This is a genomic window from Exiguobacterium sp. s132 (assembly GCF_018617235.1).
Classification (GTDB): Bacteria; Bacillota; Bacilli; order Exiguobacteriales; family Exiguobacteriaceae; genus Exiguobacterium; species Exiguobacterium profundum.
Genome location: NZ_JACSJU010000001.1, coordinates 607,410 through 622,792 on the forward strand (window position 1 = coordinate 607,410; position 15,383 = coordinate 622,792).

Consider the following 15,383-nt stretch of genomic DNA (forward strand, 5'->3'; position numbering starts at 1 on the left):
TCTATGTTACAAGTGTTAACGGCCACGGAGAAACAACCAGTCAAACAACAGACAAAAAAGCTGTTTCGTGTGAAAGAAGAAGTGATGAAAGCACCAACCTGCTATACAGATCGTCTCGTCGAAAACATCAGACAAACATGCCGATTTGATTGGATGATGATTGAACAAGTCAAATTAGGGGATGATCTCGTTCATTACGTGCTCGTCGGACCTAAAGGCGTCTTCTTGATTCAATTAAATCGAACTCCAGCCTCCGTCCATATGACGAACCGGGAATGTCGAACCGAGACCTCGATGGGGTGGAAACAGGTTTATCCTCATCCTGTCACGGAATTAGAACGGATGACCAAACAAGTGCGGTCACGATTAAAAAAAGAATGTAATCAAGCAATTCCCGTCTATTCGTTTTTAATCTTCCCGGAAACGGAACGATTGAAGTTAGAACGAATTAAGGCGAATTGTGGAGATTCATTCGCTCTGGTGGATCAGGTGATTAGTAAAACGAACCTTGAGACGTTGACAGAGCCGCTCGTCAAACAAATCGCCTATTATTGTTCTGAGCGACAAGTACATAAATAAGAAGAAGGCCGAATACCAATCATTCGGCCTTCTTCTTATTTTAAAAGTTCTCTTGCTTTTGCTGCATCATCTCGGTGTACGAACAGTGCAACGCGATCGTCCAAATTTTTTGCGAGCGGTTTTAATAACTTGCCGGTCGGAAGTCCTTGTTCCACACGACAGGTGATGCCCCGCTCGGTCAAGTAATGATAATCACCTAAGAGTTCTTCACCTTGTTTCCCGAATGCTTCACCGAAACGAACCCACTTCAAGTTGCGAATTGTTCGAATCGTGACCAAGATGACAAACAAAATGGCGAGTGCGATGATCAATAATGTTTCCAATGCCTTCAACCCCTTCTTTACACAAGTTTAATGGTGTGGCGAGTTGAAAGCAATATGGAGCGAACGGTATACTGAAATGGAAAAGAGGGATGAAATGAAAAAACCGATTCAATCGAGACGAGAGGCAATCTCACTACTAGAAAATCAGCAAGTACTCTATATTCGAATTCATAACGGACAAACGGGCATGATCAAATCGACAGAGGAAGGTATCATCGTGGCCATTCCAAATGAAGAGACAGATCAAATCGATTTTCGAAAACTAGAGGACATCGAGGCGTTTGAAGCGTTTTATGATTTGACGCTCTCGAAACCAGGGATTTTGTATGTAAACGTTGAAGAGTAATGACATGGAGAGCTTCACCATTTCGGTGGGGCTCTCCATTTATACACGTTTAAGAGGAAGGCAGCCAGACAGCTAACTTGTCCTGTAACGGCTTTAGGCGAACGTGATGTTGCTTATGCAACAAATAACCGTCTGGGCGAATGACTAGTATGCCACGTTTCATAAAGAGAGATTTGGCAAGTTCGTTCCCTTGATCAAAGAACGGGCGACTCGTCTTAGATAAGGTGATGGTTTGAATGAACGGTTGGTTCTCGTTCAAATAGTCATAGATGGATGACAAATCACGTTTCCCATCGTCAAATACAAGCACTTGAAACCGTCCGTCCGCGATTTCCGATATTTTAGTCCGAAATCCGTCATCCGTTCGCAAAATCTCTGTCTCCGGAAAAATTTTTCCTTCCGCGACGCGACGAAACGGTAATCGTAGCGCATTCGGATACGACAAATGAAGTTGAGAGATCCGTTCGGTGATTTTTTGGTTGATGAGATTGACACGTGTGAAGACATCGGCACCGATTGCTTGGAACGGTAAGAGCATCGGAAGTGTCGTCTGTAACATCTCCGTAGCGATATTCGTCGTCTGTAGCACGTTACGGGCTACGTGCTCCCGCTCGTCCCGATAAGTGGACACAACGTGATGGGGAGCGCCAGTTTTGAGATGCAACCATAGTTTCCAACCTAAGTTGAAGGCATCTGCAATCCCAGTGTTCATCCCTTGTCCACCGACCGGGGAGTTAATATGTGCCGCATCCCCCATGAGAATGATGCGGTTGTGAATGAACGTATCGACCATGCGATTATGCACGCGGAATAAGGAGAACCATTCAACGTCGCGAATATGGACCGGCATATGACTGCGTTGTTCCACCAATTCTTGAAGGTCCGATTCTTGGAATGATTCATCCGTTCTCAAGTTTCCTGTGATGCGAATCGTTTCATCCGTGAGCGGGAAGACTTCGAGCACTCCACGATCCGAGAAAAAGATATGAACCTCTTCACGGGATATCGGCCAATCAGCCTTCAAATCGGCTAGCACCCAAGCCTCTTTGAACGATTTACCACTAAACGGAAGGGCGAGCATCCGACGAACCGAACTGTTGGCTCCATCGGCGGCGACAACGTATTTCGCTTCAACAGCACGAGTTCGCCCGTCTGTAGCGGTCAAATGTGCGATGGTACGGGATGGGTACTGGGTGATGGATGACAACGTTTCACCGCGCTTCACAACATGACCATGTTTTTGTAGAGCACGTTCTAATATGTCTTCGGTTTCATTTTGACGTAATAACGTCACGAACGGATATGGGGTCACGAGTTTGGAGAATTCAAGTTTTGCTGTCCACTGTCCCGAAAAATATAGATTCCCCCGTTCAATTGTTCGGGCACGTTCTAGCACTTCTTGTGCAACATCCAAACGAGAAAACACTTCGATGGTCCGCGGCTGGATCCCGATAGCTCGTGAATTATCCGACGGGGTCGTCTTACGATCAATGATTTGAAAAGATACGCCATATCTAGCTAAAGTGAGTCCGAGCGTCAGGCCGGTTGGCCCGGCGCCGACAATCAATACATCTACTTGTTCGTCCACGCTGATCAACTCCTATCATTAATAATGATATTTCCGACATTGGCAGCGACTAAACGAAAAGTAGGGTATAGAGCGGTATATGATATTCGATGATGGAAGGTGAGTGAACATTGTGCAGCCATGGATCACAGAAGAACAGATTCGAGATAGTTTTACAATGGATGAAGATTATGAACAAACAGCTGCAGTGTTAATCCCACTCGTTCAGATTGATCAGGATTGGCACGTCGTGTTTGAAGTACGAGCTCACACGATGCGACAGCAGCCTGGGGAGATATCATTTCCAGGAGGACGCCTCGAAAAAGGAGAGACGCCCGTTGAAGCAGCAATACGAGAAACTTGTGAAGAGTTAGAGGTTTCTGCAGATAAAGTAGAGGTCGTAGGCAAATTGCGACCGCTTGCTACGCCGCATCGCCAATTGATTTATCCGTTTGTCGGAATCCTATCGGAAGTACCAAGTGTAGAAGGGACGGATGAGGTCGATCATTTGTTTACCGTACCGATTTCCACATTACTCATGATTGATCCATTCCACGGAGAAATGGAATGGACGATGAGTCCGGATCAAAATATTCCACTTGATCGATTGGCGAATGCTAAAGCGTACGAAAAACGGGTAATTAAAATGAGAGAACCTTTTTATGAGCATGAAGACTACATCATTTGGGGACTTACTGGAAAATTCTTGACACAATTTATTAAACGGATAAAAGAAAACGTATTCAAACGGTTATAATTTCGTTATAATGATAGAAACAAATTTAGATTGGAAGTGAATGGGTGTGTCTGAAGAATTCCTCGTAGGTGATATCGTGAAGTCGACTCGTGAAGGATGGGTCGCTGAAGTGACCGCCGTACTGACCAATACTGTGATCGGTGACGTCTCGATTATGGAAGAGTTTCAACAGCTCGGACTCGAGTTCGAGAAACAAGTTTTACTAAAATCAGAATTGGAATTGATTGAACGCGCCAGCTGACCTTTTTCTGAAAGGGATGATTCAGGTGTCCATTGACAAAAAAGTACGTGAATGGCAAGAGGCGGGTTTATTGGATGAAGCGACGGGGTTAAGACTAGTCGACTATGAACATAAACGACGGGCGGCTAGTGAGCAACATGACCACAAGCCGCCCGTTTTGGTCATTGTCGGATCGATCTTGTTGGCTCTTAGCCTATTCAGTTTCGTCGCAGCCAACTGGCAAGCGATTCCCGACCTTTTGAAAATCGGTTTGTTTCTTCTTTTTATGGTTGGATTCTATGTCGTTGCCGAGCGGGTTCGCTTGAAAACACCAAGATATGTCACGCTGTTACGTGTACTAGGGTTCGTTTTCTTTATCGCGACCATGGCGGTCATCTTCACGACGTATAATCTGTCTGGCCAATTGACTCTATTGTTCTGGATTATCTTTGCGATGGCAGTACTTCATCGCATCTTGTATGAGCACGTCATATTCTCCATGATCACCGCAATCGCTGCATTTTTAGCCATCACCAATAGTTTCGAAAGCATCGGGCTGATTTTGATTGGGATTGCTCTAATCGTGACATGGATATGGTTCCATTTCGTCGATGAATCGTTGGACCGCACGTTCGCATGGCTAACCTTTTATGGCCTTCTCAATATTTTCGGCCAGTATATCGATTATGAGGGAAGACTGTGGCCGCTTTGGTCACTCGTCATCTTGCATGCATTGCTCTTATTCTATCGAAAACAAGCCGCATGGCAAGCAACGTATCTGTTCACTGCGGCCGTTCTATCAATTGGTTATTTAATTAACGTGACAGAAAGTTGGCTCTCTCAAAGACCGCCTTCCGTCATTGAAGCGACACTCTTGTCGGTTGCACTCGTTGCCGTCTATTTGATTCATAGACGGAATGATCTTCTGTGGGTAAGTCTGCTGGCAGTTATCCCATTTGCACTCTTTGAAGATTCAGGAGTTTTACTGGCAATCATCATCGAAGTGATTGCACTTGCTTACTTGATTCGCCAAGACGTGACACGACGACCGACAATTTTCGCCTTCATCTATTTCTTAATCGTTCAAATGACAATTTACTTCATCTACGTGTGGGATCGGCTCGACATCTCACTCTTCTTCTTGATTGGTGCGTTAATCGTCTTTGCGTTGTCACTCGCACTATGGTGGCGTAATCGAACGAGAGGGGATGTGACGACATGAAACGATTTTCTGTTTGGCTTGTCCCGGTTGCTCAAGTCTTGATTGCCATCGTCTTTGTGATTCTTGTCTATGCCATATCGTGGGTCGGGGAGACGTACACGTTTAAAGGGTCTTCGTTCGAACCGTATGACCCTTATTTTGGGGATTCCATCTATCTCGAATATGATGCCTTCAAAGGACGACAAGATGTCGAAACCGGAACGGTATATGTTTCCTTTAAAGAAGGGGAAGATGGATATGCTGTCATCGATCGAATTGAGTCGAAACCGTTTTTTGGTGGTATTCGGGCAAACTATTATAATCGTCTTCTTTATATAGAAGAAATGGGTTCGTATCGTGTGTCGGAAGATGAGATGGATGCGATAAAAGGTAAGCAATCGTTCACGGTTCAAGTTGATGTCGCACCGTGGGGTATGCTCAGAACGTATGAAATTGAGCCAAATGAATAAGCGTTAATCATGACAGGAAGATTACAGGTTTGTTACACGATTGATTGTAACGAATCTGTAATTTTTTTGTGAACCCATGGAATATCAACGTATATTTCAATTGTTACAATCTGTAACCACTTTTTTTGCCATATGTCAGGAATGTTTCACTTCTATAAAATCACTACTTTGACGGGACTTGTCGTGGTAAATTAACATCTGTTCGTTACATAACGAGAAAGGTGATGACCTTACTACGATGAAATTATTAAAATATATGATCGTCATTGGAGCTACGATGATGGGGCTGTTCACATTCATGGATCAGGCAGATGCTGCTCAGATCGGAATCGGGACAGAACAAAAAATCGTACAAAACCCGCTTGAACTAGAACGCCAAGCAATTGAAGAAAAACGACAAAAAGAAATCGCCCGCCAAAAGAAACTTGCTGAAGAAAAACGCATCGCAGAAGAGAAACGGATCGAAGCAGAACGTCTTGCGGAAGAGAAAGCAAAAGAAGAAGCAGAGAAAGCAAGACTTGCGAAACTTGAAGCAGAACGAAAAGCGGAGGAAGAGCGAAAAGCAGCGGAACAGGCAACAGCTGCAAAAACGTCGGCTTCTGCCACTCAATCAGTCAGTGCAACACCAGTATCTACATCTAAAAAAGTCATTACAGTCGAATCGACAGCTTATTCAAATGATGTTGCGGATAACAAGGCGTACGGCGGTCGTGTATTAACGGCCACGGGTCATGATGTGACTGATTCGATTTATTATAACGGAATGCGAATTATCGCCGTCGACCCAGCCATCATTCCTTTAGGGTCAAAAGTCCACATCCAAGGTGTCGGTGATGCGATTGCCCTTGATACAGGTGGTAGAATAAAAGGACATATCGTCGATTTACTCGTCGATTCAAAACAGGACGCGATCCAATGGGGGCGTCGACATATTGAAGTAACGCTATACTAAAAATCAGGTTCTCCAATTAGGAGAGCCTTTTTTTGTTTAACAAAGTAGAGAAACGGGCAAATTACTATTTGAATTTCCATTTTGGAAATAGTTGAGGAGGGATCAGGTTGATTGAGTTTCGTGATGTATCAAAACGTTATGAAGACGGGACGTTAGCCGTCAAAGAATTAAGCTTAACAGTAAATAGAGGAGAAATCTTCGTATTGATCGGACCTTCAGGTTGTGGCAAGACAACGACGATGAAAATGGTCAATCGATTAATCGATCATACGGACGGAAAAATTTTAATTGATGGAAAAGAAATCTATCAATTCGATATTTTTGAGTTACGTCGAAACATCGGTTATGTACTCCAACAGATTGCATTATTCCCTCACTTAACAGTGGAAGAAAATATCTCTGTCGTACCTGAGCTTTTGAAATGGAAAAAAGAACGAACGAAAGACCGTGTGACCGAATTGATGAAGATTGCCGGTCTCGACCCGAAACTTCGCTCGAAAAAGCCAGCAGAATTATCAGGAGGTCAACAGCAGCGCGTAGGCGTGTTGCGTGCTTTAGCTGCAGACCCGGACGTCATCCTCATGGACGAACCCTTTTCTGCGCTTGATCCGATCAGCCGTGGTCAATTGCAAGATGATATTAAGCGCTTGAATGACGAACTTGGCAAAACGATCTTGTTTGTCACACACGACATGCAAGAAGCGATGAAGCTTGGTGATCGCATCGCGTTAATGCGTGATGGGGAACTCATGCTAGTCGGTACACCAGAAGAAATCTTGGCGAGTGAAGATCCGTTCGTCTTAGAATTTACACAACGTGGAAGAGGTGAGCTAGATGCTTGAGACGTTCCAAAATAGACAAGGACAGCTTGTCGAGGCACTGATTGAGCACTTGCAGCTCTCTGTCGTATCGCTATTGATTGCCGTATTGATTGCCGTACCATTGGGAATCTGGCTGACGCGCCGTAAGAAAATCGCCGAAACCGCCATTGGTGTCACTGCGATTATTCAAACGATTCCGTCGCTTGCCTTACTTGGTTTGATGATTCCGCTCGTTGGAATCGGGGCATTACCTGCTATTATTGCGCTTGTCTTATATGCGCTCCTACCTATTTTACGAAACACGTTCACCGGTTTAAACGAAGTGGATAAATCGTTGCTTGAAGCCGCTCGAGCTTGTGGGATGAAGCCGAATCAAAGTTTGATGAAAGTTGAACTCCCGCTTGCTTTACCGGTCATCATGGCTGGTATCCGGACCGCGATGGTTCTGATTGTCGGTACGGCGACGCTCGCTGCTTTAGTCGGAGCAGGTGGACTCGGTACGCTGATTTTGCTCGGGATTAACCGGAATGACAATTACTTAATTTTACTCGGGGCCATCCCGGCCGCGATTTTGGCACTCTTATTTGACTTCTTGTTGCGTCAGATGGAAGGTGCGACGGCGACTCGAAACAAGGCGAAATTGATTGCTGTTTCTACTGTCCTCGCCTTGGTCATCGTCACACCGCTCGCGTTCGGTCGTTCGCAAGAAACAGACCTTGTCGTTGCCGGTAAACTTGGTCCAGAGCCGGAAATCCTAATGAATATGTATAAGTTGTTGATTGAAGAAGAAACAGATTTGACTGTATCTGTGAAACCGAATTTCGGGGAGACGACATTCGTATGGGGCGCACTCCAATCTGGAGACGTTGATATTTATCCGGAGTTTACAGGTACGGCACTGGCGAGTCTCGTCAAAGAGACACCTGAATCAAACGATGCCGGTGAAGTTTACGAACAAGCGAGAGAGGCACTGGCAGAAGACGGATACGTGATGCTCGAACCGATGCAGTTTAACAATACGTATGCGCTCGCGATTCCACGTGACTATGCAGAGGCGGAAGACATTACGGCTATTTCAGATTTACGAAACGTACAGTCTGATATTCAAGCCGGGTTTACACTTGAATTCACCGACCGTGAAGACGGTTATCCAGGACTTCAAAACGAGTACGGGCTTGATTTCCCGTCTGTCGTCTCAATGGAGCAAAAATTGCGCTATCGCGCCATCGCACGAGGGGATGTCAATCTAGTCGACGCTTATGCGACGGACCCTGATATCGCCGAGAACGACCTCGTCGTTTTAGAAGACGACCGACAATTCTTCCCGCCTTATCAAGGAGCACCGCTTATGAAAGAGGAGACACTTGAAGAGTATCCAGAAATCGAGGATGCGCTCAATCAGCTCGCAGGTAAAATCACAGACGAACAGATGTCTGAATTGAATCGACGTGTCGCGTACGGAAATGAACGCGCATACGATGTAGCGAAAGACTTCTTAGAACAGGAAGGGTTACTATGAGAGCTTTGATTATTTCGAATCCGAAGTCCGGCACGAGCGAAACGATGCTCGGAGAGGTCATCGGAACGATTGAGTCGCTCTATGAAGAAATCATCATCAAGAAAACATCGGAAATTGGGGATGCGCTTCGATTCGCGAAAGAAAGTAAACCGTTCGACCATCTGATTGTCATTGGCGGTGATGGTACGCTAAATGAGGTAGTGAATGGGTTGATGACCTTAGAGCGCGACGAGCGTCCGACAGTCGGCATCATTCCTGCCGGGACGTGCAATGATTTCGCTCGGGCACTTGAACTTCCGATTCAACCAACACAAGCGGCAAGTGTCATCAAGTCGCATCATGAACAGCATGTAGACGTCATTCAAGTTGATGAGATGTATGCCCTCAATTTCGTCGGAGTCGGATTGATTGCAGACACATCACGTCAAATCGATCCGAATGAGAAAGAATCGTTAGGTTCGATTGGCTACTTTTTAGCGACCATCCGCCAATTTCGTGAAGCCGACCCGTTCGAAATTCGATTGCGACGTGGGGATGAGATGCTCTATGAAGGGGATGTCAGTTTTCTATATGTAGGAAACGGGAGCTATCTTGGGACCGTACCGACGAAACTGGAGACGCAATCGTTTTCGGACGGGCTGTTAGAAGTGGTACACAGCTCGGCAATCGGATTTCCGATGATTCGTCAATTGTTAGCCCAGCAACTCGGTCTTGATCAAAAATCGGCGGAGTGGAATCACTTCCAGGCTTCTCATATCGAGCTAGAATTGAATGCGCCACAAATCATCGATGTCGATGGGGAGCACTTCGAAGCAGACAAATTGTCGATCCGAATCCGAGAGCGTGCCCTCACCTTTTTAACGCCATAAAGCATCAACAGAGAAAAGTATTCAGACTTTTCTCTGTTTTTTTGTTGTCCTCATCTTGGAACCGTGTTAGTATTTCACTATTATTATGAAAATGAAATGAAAAAGAGGAAGTAGGGGTAAACATGGCGCAAAATTCATTCGCCTCAAAAATTGGATTCATACTAGCTGCCGCAGGGTCAGCAATCGGTTTAGGTGCAATCTGGAAGTTTCCATATGTCACCGGAACGAGCGGGGGCGGTGCCTTTTTACTCATGTTTTTGGCGTTCACATTATTACTTGGTCTGCCATTATTGATTGGAGAATTCATTGTCGGACGTTCGACTCAAAAGACTGCGCTTCTTGCTTTCAAACAGTTAGGGCATGGCCGTTGGACCATTATCGGCTACTTAGGTGTCCTTGCTTGTTTCTTGTTACTTTCCTTCTATAGTGTCATTGGAGGATGGGTCCTCATCTATATTGGACTCGGTTTAAGTGGGACGCTCAGTGGACGTTCGGCTGACGAATTTGGTGAGGTGTTCGGGAACGTCGTATCGACACCTGAAATTGCCGTGCTCGGACAATTCTTGTTCCTCTTAATCACACTCTTAATTGTCTTACGTGGCGTTGAAGCAGGGATTGAACGAATGAGTAAAATTTTGATGCCACTCTTGTTCATCAGTTTCTTAGTTCTCGTGGTCCGCTCGTTGACGCTTGACGGAGCGATGGAAGGCGTTCGTTTCTTCTTACAGCCTGACTTTTCTGCATTGACTGGCGAATCGGTATTGTTTGCCCTCGGACAGGCGTTCTTCTCCTTATCGTTAGGGGTGGCAGCGATGCTGACATATGCGTCCTATATAAAGACGAAAGGAACATTGAACCGGTCGGCTAACATGATTGTCTTGTTGAACATTGCGGTTTCACTTTTAGCAGGTCTAGCCATCTTCCCGGCAGTCTTTGCATCAGGTCTTGATCCGGCTGAAGGTCCGGCGTTACTCTTCGTCGTTCTACCGGCAGTCTTCAATCAAGTACCGCTCGGTGGATTCTTCATGGTCTTGTTCTTCCTATTGTTCGCTTTTGCATCGATTACATCATCGATTGCCATGTTAGAAGTCGTCGTCGCAGGTGTGACCGATCGTCTAAATGAAAAGAAATCATCATGGACGAAAAAGAAAGTGACGGTGACAGCCGCTCTTCTCGTCTTCATCGTGGGAGTACCATCCGCGCTGTCATTCGGACTCTTAAGTGATGTACAGATTTGGAACGGTCGGACGTTCTTCGATACGATGGACTATCTCGTCAGCTATATTTTAATGCCGACGGGTGCACTCTTGACTTCCATCTTTGTCGGTTACATCGTTGACCAACGCGTCTTAAAGGATGAAATCGAAACATCAAAACCTGGTGTGAAGCTGTACCCAATCTGGCATGCACTCATTCGCTATGTCATTCCTGTAACTGTCGCGATTGTTATGGTTTCAACATGGATGACCACGTAACAAACGAACTGTAGACTCTATGAGTCTACGGTTTTTTTCGTCTCGCAACGGGAAAGTAGTCGATATAGGTAGTTGATTCTACACCTGTGGACGGAGGTATCGACGAATTTTATTATGCTAAAATGATAGGGATGACGAAACTTTTGTTGAATGGTTTCGTAATGTACAATAGAAGTAACATGAGATGAGGTGAAAAGAATGAAAACATGGATGAAATGGGCCCTGACAGGGGCAGTCATATACTTTGCCATTAACGTATTCGATTTCTCCTGGTTATTCATTATTGTAGGGGCGCTCGTCTTGAATGAAGTATGGTCGACGAACAAGCGCAAACATCGTCAACGTACACCGACAACGGTGGCAAAACGTGCTAAGAAGAAACTGTTACTCGATGAGGAAGAATCGTTTTCTGGATCGAGGATTTTAAAACCAATCGAAGAGCCGATGCCTACGCGACAGTTCGAGGCGACAGACGATTTAGAGCTTCAATTTTTGCAACGGACGATTGAGCAAGGATATGAGAAGTTACAACAAATCGACCGTGTTCTTCCAGATATTAAAGATGTAGAAGTGAGGCGTGAAATGAAGGCCGTCTCGAAAGAAGCGCACGAATTGTTCGAAGAATTATTCGAAAATCCACAAGACGCAAAGCATGTTCGAGACCTGTTCACATTCTATTTAGATTCCCTCGTCTCGGTCGTCTTGAAATTTAAAGAGCTTGAAGGAAAACGAGTCGTCATTCAAGAAGAGACTCGGGAACAATTAATCACAAATATGCGACTAATTGTCGATAAATTTAAAGAACAACGCGGACGTCTCCTTGAAGATGACGCCGTAGACTTTGAACGTGAACTGATCATGATGGAGCGCGTCTTGTCTGATCAGCCGGAAGGGAGAAAGAAACATGACTTCATCGAATGAAACGAACTGGCAGTCATGGCCGGAAGAAGAACTGACTTCTGATACGAAAACAAAAACGGAGACGGAGGGGTTCAGTGATCCATCTGTCGAATGGTCATCCGTTACACAGTCACATGAAGTGCCAGCTATTCAAGCGAAACCAGACGTGCCTCAAGAGCATCGCGAGCGCATCACACGATTGGCTGAATCCATTGATATTAAGAAGACAGACTCTGTTATGTTGTTCGGGTCGAATGTCCAGCGCGAACTTTCCCAATTCTCTGATCAAATTTTGACGGAAGTGCGGATGAAAGATGGCGGCGATGCCGGTAAACTGTTGTCTGACTTGATGCAAAACGTCCGTAAGATGGACCCAGATATGCTTCAACCGGAAAAAAAGAGTTTCATGGATAACATTCCGCTCATCGGTCGTGCGAAGAAGAAGGCTGAAAACTATAAGCTTCAGTTCGAAAAAATGAACGTCTATTTGGAAGAGGTCATCCATAACCTCGATCGTGCGAAGTTCGGTCTCATGAAAGACATCACGATGCTCGATCAAATGTATGATAAGAACAAGCGATATTTCGAAGAGTTGAACGTCTATATCGCCGCGGGTGAGACAAAACTTGACCATGTACGGGAACACGAGATTGCCCCGTTACGTCAAGAAGTAGAAATTTCTAAAGATCAATCGAAGCTTCAACAATTGAACGATATGATTCAATTAGCGGACCGTTTTGAGAAAAAGTTGCACGATTTAAAATTGAGTCGTACCATCAGCCTTCAAATGGCACCTCAAATTCGAGTCATTCAGCAGAATAACCAAATCCTTGCTGAAAAGATCGAGTCAGCGGTCGTCAACACGATTCCGCTTTGGAAAAACCAAGTCGTTCTTGCACTCAGCTTGACGCGCCAGAAAACGGCACTTCGTATGCAGCAGGACGTGACGAAGACGACAAATCAACTGCTTGAGCAGAACTCGAAGATGCTCAAAGATTCATCGATTGAAATCGCTCAAGAAAATGAAAAAGGGATTGTCTCTGTTGAATCACTGAAAGTCGCTCACGAGAACTTACTCTCTACGTTGGATGAAACGTTACGCATCCAGCAAGAAGGGAAGCAAAAACGTCGTGACGCCGAGCGCGAACTTGACCGCATGGAGCACGAATTGAAGGAGAAGGTCATCGAAATCGCTTCGAAAAATAAAGAACTACCAAAGGACACTGGATACTAAGGGGGAAGTCTGAGCAATCAGACTTTCCTTTTCTACGAGGAGGGACTTGAGTGGAGAAGCAACGATTGTGGGATGAGACGTGGTTATTATTCGCTGATATGATGGCCGAGCGGCACTCAAAGTGTGCATCGAAGAGTGTGGCCTGTGTCATTGTAAAAGACGAAAAACCGATTTCAATTGGCCTGAATGGTACACCATCTGGTCATACGAACTGTAATGAAATCTATATCAAGCAAGAAGATGGGTTCTATAAGCATGCCGACTATGTTGCATCGACGGATCTCGATATGATCAACGAACCGGCACGACTCATCCGAGATGGTGTGACATATATCAAGTGTACAGACCCATATGATCACCATCACTGGTCGAAGCAACATGAAATCCATGCGGAAATCAACGCGATTGGAAAACTCGCTGCCGATTCAACGAATGCATTTGGTGCGACGGCGTATGTCACGCATTCACCATGTCATGCCTGTTCACTCGCCTTAATTGCGGCACGCGTCGCGCGAGTCGTTTATGCTGTCGGTTATGAGCATGGGGATGGGTTAGAATTGATGCGTGAAAGCGGGATTGAAGTGTTACATATGCCACTTGAAAAAATGTACAAAAATACATTGTAAACGTTTTCATTAGATGATATATTATTAATGTACTGCCAATGGTGTTTTACTCTTCCATTATTCGCCCCTCCTCGGAGGGGCCTTTTTTTTGTTCAAAATGAGGTGAGACAAACTTTACACATAATGTTCAATATTTCACAATATACACTTTAAAATCTCTTATATAATAAAAGTAGATTCAAGAGAGGGGAATTTACACATGGAAAAACTCGTTCGCTTTACAGATGGTGCATATGAAGTAGAGGCGTTGATCACACTCGAAGAAGTGTGGGAAGATAAATTTGCGATTGGCATGCACAAGGAGCTTGCCGTCAAATCATTAACCATTAACGGAAATGAAGTATCAGAGATTAAACATGTTCGTGCACTCCTTCGATACTATCCGACGCTTGGTGTATCAGGAATCTTGTTGGCATTAGATAAGGCGGCTGCTGAGATTGTCGCATTGTCGAAAGATCAAGATCCAGCGCTCCAATACGTTGAACTCGTGGCCATTCAAATGGACGAGGAAGCGACAAACGACTTGAAAACATTATATGCGGCAATGTGATCTCAATTGGGTGAACCATTTCACCCAATTTTTTATTGCATCTTTTATTCGTTATGGTATGATGTTTACAGATGAAGAAATGGAACGCCATATCGTTGTCAACCATAAGCATGGGGATCTAGATAGCTAGATCGCTGTCAAAAAGCCACGTTCATAGGAACGTGGCTTTTTTTTGTTCAATGAAGTCGAATCCAGCCGCCACATCTTGAGCGAGGTGCGCATCCGAACCCATCGTGAAGGGGATGTGCAGGTCGTTCGCGGATTTTGCAAGTCCGGCGACGTAAGGTACCCCACAATCCGGTTTTCTGAGTCCGGCCGTGTTGAAGTCAAGTCCGAATCCCCGGTCGGCAATCACCTGTAACAGACGTACTTCTTCCTCTTTTACTTTTGAACGGTCCCATTCATAGTTTCTTTGATACTTTATCGGGAGATCGAGGTGTCCGATACGAGCGACACGGATGTCTTCCCACGAAAATGAGAGACCCTGTTCAATCGACTCATAATAAGCTCTCATGACGCTCTCGAATGAGCCAAACGCTTTGACGAGTTCATCAAACGTCTCGGCAGAATAATCAATCGGCATATAGGCGCCATCTCTATATAGGAAATGCTGCGATAAAATGACTTCATCAATCAATGGTGCGAAAGGCTTGAGTAAGGCAATGGTCTCTTTCTCTAAATGAGGCAATAAGTCGACTTCTAATCCAACTTTAATGTCGATAACCGCTTGATACTGCTGTTTCATCTGATGCAACGTATCGAGGTATTCTGGAAGTAAATCAATCGACATCGCCGAGTCTTGATTCGGGACCGGGTCGGTGAACGATAGGGGGAAAGGCGCATGTTCTGTGAACGTCATCGTTTGCAGGCCTTTTTCGATTCCGACTTGAATATAGTGTTCAATCGGATCATTTGTACCGTGTGGACAAAAAGGGGTATGCACATGGCCATCGTGGGTAAAGTCAAACATCGAT

At 45.1% G+C, this 15,383-nt stretch carries 17 protein-coding genes and 1 pseudogene; 15 read left to right on the plus strand and 3 right to left on the minus strand.

Going from position 1 to position 15,383, the window contains the following annotated elements; translation table 11 throughout:
• Nucleotides 1–3: 3 nt before the first annotated feature.
• The gene (locus tag KNO78_RS03110; RefSeq protein WP_214691015.1) at nt 4–579 is read left to right on the plus strand and encodes an NERD domain-containing protein; all 576 of its coding nucleotides are present in this window, start codon (nt 4–6) and stop codon (nt 577–579) included.
• 35 nt (nt 580–614) lie between these two features.
• On the opposite strand, the gene KNO78_RS03115 is transcribed toward KNO78_RS03110, so the two are convergent.
• Entirely contained in the window at nt 615–902 is a 288-nt protein-coding gene (locus KNO78_RS03115; protein ID WP_074037157.1) for a hypothetical protein, read from the minus strand.
• 94 nt (nt 903–996) lie between these two features.
• On the opposite strand from KNO78_RS03115, the gene KNO78_RS03120 reads away from it, so the two are divergent.
• Complete coding sequence (locus KNO78_RS03120) at nt 997–1,248, plus strand: hypothetical protein (RefSeq protein ID WP_074037156.1); 252 nt, start codon at nt 997–999, stop codon at nt 1,246–1,248.
• A 49-nt stretch (nt 1,249–1,297) separates the two neighbouring features.
• Here KNO78_RS03120 and KNO78_RS03125 read toward each other — a convergent pair whose 3' ends face one another.
• Nucleotides 1,298–2,836 carry an FAD-dependent monooxygenase gene (locus KNO78_RS03125; protein WP_196430589.1) on the minus strand — a complete coding sequence of 513 codons (1,539 nt, stop codon included), beginning with the start codon at nt 2,834–2,836 and terminating at the stop codon, nt 1,298–1,300.
• A gap of 112 nt (nt 2,837–2,948) precedes the next feature.
• Here KNO78_RS03125 and KNO78_RS03130 point away from each other — a divergent pair, with 112 nt between their 5' ends.
• The 13 genes and pseudogenes from KNO78_RS03130 (at nt 2,949) to KNO78_RS03190 (ending at nt 14,409) form a co-directional block, all read left to right on the plus strand.
• Complete coding sequence (locus KNO78_RS03130) at nt 2,949–3,572, plus strand: NUDIX hydrolase (protein ID WP_260563706.1); 624 nt, start codon at nt 2,949–2,951, stop codon at nt 3,570–3,572.
• Between the two features lie 40 nt (nt 3,573–3,612).
• Nucleotides 3,613–3,813: a DUF2187 family protein gene (locus KNO78_RS03135; RefSeq protein ID WP_012726121.1), complete on the plus strand. Its 201-nt coding sequence runs from the start codon at nt 3,613–3,615 to the stop codon at nt 3,811–3,813.
• Nucleotides 3,814–3,829: 16 nt separating this feature from the next.
• Nucleotides 3,830–5,014: a DUF2157 domain-containing protein gene (locus tag KNO78_RS03140; protein ID WP_251125279.1), complete on the plus strand. Its 1,185-nt coding sequence runs from the start codon at nt 3,830–3,832 to the stop codon at nt 5,012–5,014.
• The gene (locus tag KNO78_RS03145; protein WP_214691012.1) at nt 5,011–5,463 is read left to right on the plus strand and encodes a GDYXXLXY domain-containing protein; all 453 of its coding nucleotides are present in this window, start codon (nt 5,011–5,013) and stop codon (nt 5,461–5,463) included. The genes KNO78_RS03140 and KNO78_RS03145 overlap by 4 nt, the downstream gene beginning before the upstream one ends.
• A gap of 238 nt (nt 5,464–5,701) precedes the next feature.
• Nucleotides 5,702–6,415, plus strand: coding sequence for a 3D domain-containing protein (locus tag KNO78_RS03150; RefSeq protein ID WP_251125235.1), 714 nt, complete (start codon nt 5,702–5,704; stop codon nt 6,413–6,415).
• 107 nt (nt 6,416–6,522) lie between these two features.
• Nucleotides 6,523–7,239, plus strand: a pseudogene (locus tag KNO78_RS03155) (ABC transporter ATP-binding protein); the annotation flags it as partial.
• Between the two features lie 10 nt (nt 7,240–7,249).
• Nucleotides 7,250–8,755: an ABC transporter permease/substrate-binding protein gene (locus tag KNO78_RS03160; RefSeq protein ID WP_214691010.1), complete on the plus strand. Its 1,506-nt coding sequence runs from the start codon at nt 7,250–7,252 to the stop codon at nt 8,753–8,755.
• Nucleotides 8,752–9,624 (plus strand): diacylglycerol/lipid kinase family protein, encoded by an 873-nt coding sequence (locus KNO78_RS03165; protein WP_214691009.1) that lies wholly within the window; start codon nt 8,752–8,754, stop codon nt 9,622–9,624. The genes KNO78_RS03160 and KNO78_RS03165 overlap by 4 nt, the downstream gene beginning before the upstream one ends.
• 122 nt (nt 9,625–9,746) lie before the next feature.
• Nucleotides 9,747–11,099 carry a sodium-dependent transporter gene (locus KNO78_RS03170; protein WP_214691008.1) on the plus strand — a complete coding sequence of 451 codons (1,353 nt, stop codon included), beginning with the start codon at nt 9,747–9,749 and terminating at the stop codon, nt 11,097–11,099.
• A 198-nt stretch (nt 11,100–11,297) separates the two neighbouring features.
• The gene (locus KNO78_RS03175) at nt 11,298–12,020 is read left to right on the plus strand and encodes a 5-bromo-4-chloroindolyl phosphate hydrolysis family protein (RefSeq protein ID WP_012726129.1); all 723 of its coding nucleotides are present in this window, start codon (nt 11,298–11,300) and stop codon (nt 12,018–12,020) included.
• Nucleotides 12,004–13,233: a toxic anion resistance protein gene (locus KNO78_RS03180; RefSeq protein ID WP_078146774.1), complete on the plus strand. Its 1,230-nt coding sequence runs from the start codon at nt 12,004–12,006 to the stop codon at nt 13,231–13,233. The genes KNO78_RS03175 and KNO78_RS03180 overlap by 17 nt, the downstream gene beginning before the upstream one ends.
• Nucleotides 13,234–13,283: 50 nt before the next feature.
• On the plus strand, nt 13,284–13,859 hold the full coding sequence (locus KNO78_RS03185) for a deoxycytidylate deaminase (protein WP_078146775.1): 576 nt from the start codon (nt 13,284–13,286) through the stop codon (nt 13,857–13,859).
• A 199-nt stretch (nt 13,860–14,058) separates the two neighbouring features.
• Entirely contained in the window at nt 14,059–14,409 is a 351-nt protein-coding gene (locus KNO78_RS03190; protein WP_078146776.1) for a hypothetical protein, read from the plus strand.
• A gap of 151 nt (nt 14,410–14,560) precedes the next feature.
• Here KNO78_RS03190 and hisJ read toward each other — a convergent pair whose 3' ends face one another.
• Entirely contained in the window at nt 14,561–15,379 is an 819-nt protein-coding gene (gene hisJ, locus KNO78_RS03195; protein WP_214691007.1) for a histidinol-phosphatase HisJ, read from the minus strand.
• Nucleotides 15,380–15,383: the final 4 nt, after the last annotated feature.

Coding starts and splice junctions, on each gene's coding strand:
- KNO78_RS03165 (WP_214691009.1), top strand. CDS start 8,752: ATGAGAGCTTTGATTATTTCGAATCCGAAGTCCGGCACGAGCGAAACG.
- KNO78_RS03110 (WP_214691015.1), top strand. CDS start 4: ATGTTACAAGTGTTAACGGCCACGGAGAAACAACCAGTCAAACAACAG.
- KNO78_RS03160 (WP_214691010.1), top strand. CDS start 7,250: ATGCTTGAGACGTTCCAAAATAGACAAGGACAGCTTGTCGAGGCACTG.
- KNO78_RS03150 (WP_251125235.1), top strand. CDS start 5,702: ATGAAATTATTAAAATATATGATCGTCATTGGAGCTACGATGATGGGG.
- KNO78_RS03120 (WP_074037156.1), top strand. CDS start 997: ATGAAAAAACCGATTCAATCGAGACGAGAGGCAATCTCACTACTAGAA.
- KNO78_RS03135 (WP_012726121.1), top strand. CDS start 3,613: ATGGGTGTGTCTGAAGAATTCCTCGTAGGTGATATCGTGAAGTCGACT.
- KNO78_RS03140 (WP_251125279.1), top strand. CDS start 3,830: ATGATTCAGGTGTCCATTGACAAAAAAGTACGTGAATGGCAAGAGGCG.
- KNO78_RS03180 (WP_078146774.1), top strand. CDS start 12,004: ATGACTTCATCGAATGAAACGAACTGGCAGTCATGGCCGGAAGAAGAA.
- KNO78_RS03145 (WP_214691012.1), top strand. CDS start 5,011: ATGAAACGATTTTCTGTTTGGCTTGTCCCGGTTGCTCAAGTCTTGATT.
- KNO78_RS03190 (WP_078146776.1), top strand. CDS start 14,059: ATGGAAAAACTCGTTCGCTTTACAGATGGTGCATATGAAGTAGAGGCG.
- hisJ (WP_214691007.1), bottom strand. CDS start 15,379: ATGTTTGACTTTACCCACGATGGCCATGTGCATACCCCTTTTTGTCCA.
- KNO78_RS03170 (WP_214691008.1), top strand. CDS start 9,747: ATGGCGCAAAATTCATTCGCCTCAAAAATTGGATTCATACTAGCTGCC.
- KNO78_RS03175 (WP_012726129.1), top strand. CDS start 11,298: ATGAAAACATGGATGAAATGGGCCCTGACAGGGGCAGTCATATACTTT.